This window comes from Inquilinus limosus MP06 (genome assembly GCF_000767795.1).
GTDB lineage: Bacteria > Pseudomonadota > Alphaproteobacteria > DSM-16000 > Inquilinaceae > Inquilinus > Inquilinus limosus_E.
Genome location: NZ_JANX01000466.1, coordinates 1 through 5,219, shown reverse-complemented (window position 1 = coordinate 5,219; position 5,219 = coordinate 1). Strand labels below are relative to the sequence as shown.

Sequence of the window (5,219 nt, the reverse complement as noted above, 5' to 3'; positions counted from 1 at the left end):
CGATGCCGTGATCGCCCGCTTCCGTCGGCTGCATTCCGATGGCCCCGCGGCCGACGGGCTGGCACGGCTGGAGCGCGAGCGCGACGAGCTGCGCGACCCGGCGGAGCTGATCGGCCTTTTGGAGCTGCATGCCCAGCGGCCGATCGACGCCGCCTGCCGCGCCGCCATCGCCGCCACCGCCCGGCGCACGGCGCTGATCACCACGGTGACGCCCTTCGCCATCGTCGACATGGTGGCGTCGGGCGCGCTGAACCTGCGCATGATCCGGCGCATCGCCGAGATCCAGGGCTTCCGCCCCGGCCTGTTCGCGACCCTGTCGCTGATCCGCCGGGTGGCGACGACGCTGCTGATCGCCGGCGGCATCGAGGCCGCGAACGATTATCTCGGCGATTTTCTGGGCGCCGGCCTCTTGCGCGCCTTCGGCCGCCGCGCCGGCGAGGGCGCGATCAACGGCATCCTCAGCGTCCGCATCGGCGTCGCCGCGATGAAGGTGTGCCGCCCCCTGCCCTATCTGCGCGATACCCCGCCCGGCACGATGAGCCTGGCCAAGGCGATCTTCGGGGCGGAGGCAGCGCCGAAGGGGAAGGATTAGGCCGCGGTCGGAAACATTGACCGGTCATCGCGAGCCCCGAAGGGGCGTGGCGATCCAGAGGCCGGTGCCGCTGGATCGCCACGTCGCTTCGCTCCTCGCGATGACGGGTAAGAGACGAGGTCAGGTTCGTCAGCCACCGATCCTCAGTTCTGCTTCATCCCAGCGACCAAGGATGAAATGTTATACTGAAACATCTTCGCATATGTCGAAGCCGGCCCGTCGGCGGTCGACAGCGCCTCGGCATAGAGTTCGCCGCCCATCTCGGCGCCGGAGGCCTTGGCCACCTGCTGCACCAGCCGCGGGTCGGTGGCGTTCTCGATGAACACCGCCTTGATGTGCTCGCGCTTGATCTGGTCGATCAGTTTGGCGATGTCGCCGGCCGAGGCCTCGCTCTCGGTCGAGAAACCGACCGGGGCGTGGAACTCGATGCCGTAGGCGGCGCCGAGATAACCGAAGGCGTCGTGGCTGGTGATGACCTTGCGCTTGGCCGCCGGGATGGTCGCCACCTCGCGCTTGGCCCAGGCGTCGAGATCCTTCAGCTCGGCCTCATATTTCGCGCCGTTCGCCTGATAGGCCGCGGCATGGGCCGGGTCGGCGGCGGCCAGCGCCTTGGCGATGTTGGCGGCGTAGATGGCGCCGTTCGCCGCGCTGTTCCAGGCATGCGGATCGGTGATCTCCTGCCCGTCCTCGTCCATCTTCCGGGTCGGCACGCCCTCGGTGGCGACGACGATGGTGGCCTTGCTGCCGGAGGCGGCGACCAGCCGGTCCATCCAGCCCTCGAGCTCCAGCCCGTTGACGACGACGAGGCCGGCCTTGGTCACCGCCTGGGCGTCCTGCGGCGTCGGCTCGTAGACATGGGCGTCGCCATTGGGGCCGACCAGGCTGCGGACCTCGACGTTGTCGCCGCCGACCTGCTTCGCGATGTCGGCGAGGACGGTGATGCTGGCGACGACCTGCAGCTTCTCCGCCGCCGCGGCGGGCAGCGACAGGACAACAAGGGACAGGCCGATCAGGCCGGCGCGGAACGGTATCCTCATGCGATAGCTCCGGTTGCGGGGAGTTCAGTGCGCGAAATGCGCGGTGGGCAGGTATCGGGCCCGCAGGCTGTCATGCGTCCCGAAGATCAGCGACAGCAGGTAGAAGCCGCCCGCGGTCAGCACGATGCTGGGGCCGGAGGGCAGGCTGCCGTGATAGGAGACCAGGAGGCCGGAATAGCCGGACAGGAGCGCGAGGCCGGCCGCCCAGGCGAACAGCGACCACAGCGACCGGCTCCAGAACCGCGCCGCCGCCGCCGGCAGCATCATGAGGCCGACCACCATCAGCGTGCCGAGCGCCTGGAAGCCGCCGACCAGGTTCAAGACCACCAGCATCAGGAAGGCGAAGTGCACCATCGCCCCGACGCCGCCGACCATGCGCAGATAGCCGGGGTCGAAGCACTCCACCACCAAGGGCCGGTACAGCAGCGCCAGGGCGATCAACGTCACCGTGGCGATGCCGGCCATCAGCAGCAGCGCCGCGTCGTCGACCGCCAGGATGGTGCCGAACAGCACATGCATCAGGTCGACATTGCTGCCGCGGGTCGAGACGATCAGCACGCCGGCGGCCAGCGCGATCAGGTAGAAGGCGGCGAAGGACGCATCCTCGCGCAGCGCCGTGACCCGGGTGACGGCGCCGGCCAGCAGGGCGACGGCCAGGCCGGCGATCAGCCCGCCCAGCCCCATCGACCACAGCGACAGGCCCGACACCAGGAAGCCGACCGCGGCGCCGGGCAGCACCGCATGCGACATGGCATCGCCGACCAGGCTCATCCGCCGCAGCACCAGCAGCACCCCGACCGGGCCGCAGCCCAGCGCCAGCGCCAGGCAGGCCACTAGCGCCCGCTGCATGAAGGCGTAGTCGAGGAAGGGCGTGACGAGGAAGTCCCACACCGCCGTCACGCCGCGCTCCGCCGGCAGGCTTCGCCGCGGTCGGCCCAGGCCTCGGCCATGGCGCGGGCGCGCAGCAGGTTCTCGGCGCACAGCACGTCGCCGGTCGGGCCCCAGCCGATCGGGTCGCGGGCCAGCAGCAGCGTGTCCGGGCACACCTCGCGCACCTGGTCCAGGTCGTGCAGCACGGTGATGACGGTGCGGCCCTCGCCATGCCAGCGGCGGACGACGTCGACCAGGTCGCGCGTGGTCTTGCTGTCGAGCGCGGTGAACGGCTCGTCCAGCATGATCACCCGCCCGTCCTGCAGCAGCAGCCGGGCGAACAGCACGCGCTGGAACTGCCCGGCGGAGAGGCTGCCGATCGGCCGCGCCTCGAAGCCGCCGAGGCCGACCGCCTCCAGCGCCTCGGCGGCGCGGCGGCGCAGCTCCTTCGAGGCGCCGCCAAAGATCCCGGTGCGGGCCCAGCCGCCGAGCAGCACCGTGTCGGCCACCGAGATCGGGAAGCTGCGGTCGATCTCCGCCTGCTGCGGCAGATAGGCGATGTCGCGCCGGCGCAGGCCGCTGAGATCGACATGGCCGGACAGCGGCGGCAGCAGGCCGGCGATGGTCTTCAGCAGGGTCGACTTGCCGGCGCCGTTCGGGCCGACGATGGCGGTCAGCGTCCCCGGCTCGAAGCTGCCGTCGACGTGATGCACGGCCGGGTGCCGCTCATAGCCTGCGGTCAGGTTGGCGAGGCGGATGCGCCCGATGGCGGATGGACCGCTCATGCCGCGCCCCCGAACCAGCCCATGGCCCAGGCCACGGCCAGCCACAGCACCGCGATCAGCGCGAAGGCGACGAGCAGCCGGGCCCCGACCGGCGCGGCCAGGGCCGACGGCCCGATCTCCCCGGCCCGGCGGGCGGCGTGGTGGTGATGCGACACGGTCATGGATCAGCCGATGGCGAAGGATGGTCCGGCACCATAGCGCCCGGCAGGCGCGGCACCATTGACGTTAATGTATAACATCTTTGCGCTATCGGAAAGCGGCGGCCGGGCGGATATCGACCAAGGCACAAGAGATCGATCCCTTCCTCGTCATGGCGAGGCGCGCAGCGCCGTGGCCATCCAGAGGCCGGTGCGAGCGGTCCTTGGATGGCCACGCCCCTCCCGGGCTCGCCATGACGGTTCAATATTTCGCGCCGTCGGTTTCGGGCTCAATCGCCCGGCTTGCCCGGCAGGTCCTCGAGGTGATGGATCCAGGGCACGGCCGAACGGCACCATGCCTGCCGCTTCGGCACCAGCCGGTCGCGCTGGCGGATGCTGCCCCAGCGGATGCCCCACACCTCGGCATCCGCGCCCTCGCCGGTCACGAAGAGCGGCGAGCCGCATTCCGGGCAGAAGGACTGCAGCCGCCGGCGGCCGCTGTCGCCGACCTTCACATAGACCTTCGGCTCATGGGCGGTCAGCCGGATCCGGTCGCGCCCGGCGGTCACCGTGACCCGGAAGGGCGAGCCGGTCAGCGCCTGGCAATCGGTGCAGTGGCAGATCCCCACCTGCTCCGGGTCGATCTCCGCCTCATAGGCGACATGGCCGCAATGGCATCGGCCGTCGATCTTCATCACCCCAGGCCTCCAGCACCGTGCCCTCTCCGGGCCTACAGCGCCCTTGCCTGCCCGATCAGATAGGTATCGGCGAAGGTCGCCCCGCTGCGGATCGGGCTGGCCTTGGGACCATAGACCATCTCGGGTGTCAGGACCTTGCCGATGTCGTCCGGGCGGGCGGAGGCGGCATAGCCGAGGATATAGGCGCCGTTGTATTCGTAGACCCGGGTTGCGGTGCCGCCCTCGATCCAGGTCCAGTACGTCATGCAGACGACGAAGGCCTTCGCCCCCTGCGCCTGCAGATTGGCGATGATCGCCGGCTCATTGTTGCGCAGCCAGATCTTCAGGGCATGGCCCAGCCCCTTCTCGTTCAGGTACTCCATCCCCTGCAGCATCAGGCCGGCGACGTTCCCCATCGTCTGGGCGCGGCTGAAATAGCGGTTCTGGTCCGGCCCGGTGCCATAGTCGAAGGACGGGGCGCGCGCCATGCGCTTGGGCCGCGGGATCAGCTCGTAGGCGTCGATCTGCTGCAGCGTCAGGCGCGGTGTCTCGGCGGACAGGCTCGGCATGGGCTCCTCGGAACGGCCAGGGGCACGAAAAGGGCTCGCATCGCAGGAACACATCCCGGTTGTGCCGGTTCCGCCTGATCGCGCCCCCATCGGAGCTATGCGGCCTCTGACGCCCTCAAGCGATCCAGCACAACCCGCTTCAAGGCCGGCGGGATGCGATGCGGCGACGGCCAGTCGACCGACAATCCCAGGGCGGCGCATTCGGCCGCGATCTGGCGCCCGTTCTCGTAGCGCAGTTGGCCGAGCCTGGGCAGCGCATCGACGTATCGATGATCGAAGGGCCGGCCCGACTGGGCCTCGCGGAAGCCGTGGTGGAAATCGGGATGGCCCAGCACCCGCCGCGCCTCGGGCCAGTGCCGGGCCCGGCGCGTGGGAACGTCGGACGGGTCCGCTGCACCGAGCCTCACGGCCGCAGGTCGACCAGCACGGCCCGGCCGCCGGCATCGCCCGCCGCCAGCCAGCAGCCGTCGGGGGAGAAGGCCAGCGCCTCCACCGCCGCGCCGTTCGGCCGCAGCACCGGGACATAGCCGCTGCCGTCCAGCGGCATCAGCG

8 protein-coding genes are annotated in these 5,219 nt (G+C 70.3%); 1 reads left to right on the top strand and 7 read right to left on the bottom strand.

Annotation, left to right across the window (positions count from 1 at the left end):
• Nucleotides 1-592, top strand: a 592-nt coding sequence (locus tag P409_RS26055) for a DUF697 domain-containing protein (protein WP_152613545.1), incomplete at its 5' end; no start/stop codon positions are given.
• Nucleotides 593-735: 143 nt separating this feature from the next.
• On the opposite strand, the gene P409_RS26050 is transcribed toward P409_RS26055, so the two are convergent.
• The 7 genes from P409_RS26050 to P409_RS26025 all read right to left on the bottom strand — a co-directional run bounded on the left by P409_RS26050 (nucleotide 736) and on the right by P409_RS26025 (nucleotide 5,002).
• Nucleotides 736-1,629: a metal ABC transporter solute-binding protein, Zn/Mn family gene (locus P409_RS26050; RefSeq protein WP_034845295.1), complete on the bottom strand. Its 894-nt coding sequence runs from the start codon at nucleotides 1,627-1,629 to the stop codon at nucleotides 736-738.
• Nucleotides 1,630-1,653: 24 nt separating this feature from the next.
• Entirely contained in the window at nucleotides 1,654-2,529 is an 876-nt protein-coding gene (locus tag P409_RS26045) for a metal ABC transporter permease (protein WP_430515661.1), read from the bottom strand.
• Nucleotides 2,526-3,284: a metal ABC transporter ATP-binding protein gene (locus P409_RS26040; protein ID WP_034845293.1), complete on the bottom strand. Its 759-nt coding sequence runs from the start codon at nucleotides 3,282-3,284 to the stop codon at nucleotides 2,526-2,528. Before P409_RS26040 ends, P409_RS26045 begins: the two co-directional genes overlap by 4 nt.
• The gene (locus P409_RS39245; RefSeq protein WP_161790476.1) at nucleotides 3,281-3,445 is read right to left on the bottom strand and encodes a hypothetical protein; all 165 of its coding nucleotides are present in this window, start codon (nucleotides 3,443-3,445) and stop codon (nucleotides 3,281-3,283) included. The genes P409_RS26040 and P409_RS39245 overlap by 4 nt, the downstream gene beginning before the upstream one ends.
• 266 nt (nucleotides 3,446-3,711) lie before the next feature.
• Nucleotides 3,712-4,116: a GFA family protein gene (locus P409_RS26035; RefSeq protein ID WP_034845291.1), complete on the bottom strand. Its 405-nt coding sequence runs from the start codon at nucleotides 4,114-4,116 to the stop codon at nucleotides 3,712-3,714.
• A 35-nt stretch (nucleotides 4,117-4,151) separates the two neighbouring features.
• A complete protein-coding gene (locus P409_RS26030; protein WP_034845289.1) occupies nucleotides 4,152-4,667 on the bottom strand; it encodes a hypothetical protein in 516 nt (171 codons plus the stop codon).
• Between the two features lie 95 nt (nucleotides 4,668-4,762).
• Complete coding sequence (locus P409_RS26025; protein WP_034845287.1) at nucleotides 4,763-5,002, bottom strand: hypothetical protein; 240 nt, start codon at nucleotides 5,000-5,002, stop codon at nucleotides 4,763-4,765.
• Between the last annotated feature and the right edge of the window lie 217 nt (nucleotides 5,003-5,219).

What these genes read in the sequence shown, in the direction of transcription:
- P409_RS26050 (WP_034845295.1), bottom strand. Translation starts at nt 1,629, where the DNA reads ATGAGGATACCGTTCCGCGCCGGCCTGATCGGCCTGTCCCTTGTTGTC.
- P409_RS26040 (WP_034845293.1), bottom strand. Translation starts at nt 3,284, where the DNA reads ATGAGCGGTCCATCCGCCATCGGGCGCATCCGCCTCGCCAACCTGACC.
- P409_RS39245 (WP_161790476.1), bottom strand. Translation starts at nt 3,445, where the DNA reads ATGACCGTGTCGCATCACCACCACGCCGCCCGCCGGGCCGGGGAGATC.
- P409_RS26035 (WP_034845291.1), bottom strand. Translation starts at nt 4,116, where the DNA reads ATGAAGATCGACGGCCGATGCCATTGCGGCCATGTCGCCTATGAGGCG.
- P409_RS26030 (WP_034845289.1), bottom strand. Translation starts at nt 4,667, where the DNA reads ATGCCGAGCCTGTCCGCCGAGACACCGCGCCTGACGCTGCAGCAGATC.